Origin of the sequence: Pseudomonas gebzensis, assembly GCF_034427815.1 — a bacterium.
GTDB lineage: Bacteria > Pseudomonadota > Gammaproteobacteria > Pseudomonadales > Pseudomonadaceae > Aquipseudomonas.
This window is the reverse complement of sequence record NZ_JAXQNS010000044.1, coordinates 1-464: the sequence shown is the minus strand read 5'-3', so window position 1 is coordinate 464 and position 464 is coordinate 1. Positions and strand designations below refer to the sequence as shown.

The window sequence follows — 464 nt, the reverse complement described above, 5'->3', positions numbered from 1 at the left end:
ACTCGCCGCCAGTGCCGATGAGATTTATCACGACACGGCGGATGAAGCCCAGGCCTGCTCGCTGATGCACACCGCCCAAGCCATTTACACGCTGCTAGCACTAGGTAACGAGGGGCAGCAATGGTTGTGCAAACAGATCCAGCAACCCAGTTCATTGTTTGGCCTTGCCCGGCTCAACTTTAACCCGGAGGTCGATACCCTGCTCAGACAGGTAGCGAACAACTTCAGTACCACCGGTTATCTGGATGACCAGGGCCACCAGGGCGACGGCAGCGCTGCACTTTTCAATCCCGGCGCTTCGGGGGACGCCACGAGCTTTGCGACACGCTCTTCAGAAGTTGCTGCAGTGCTGGATCTTGAGAGCGTCAAGAACAGTCAGTTGTATCGAGCCCTCAGCGAGGTGGGTAAAGAATCTTTCGCGACGTTGATCAAGATCGCCAACAACCACGTCAAATCTGGATGGA

Annotated in this window: 1 pseudogene; it reads left to right on the top strand. The window is 56.0% G+C overall.

Going from position 1 to position 464, the window contains the following annotated elements:
* A pseudogene (locus tag SJI00_RS22390) lies at positions 1 to 464 on the top strand (T6SS effector BTH_I2691 family protein); the annotation flags it as partial.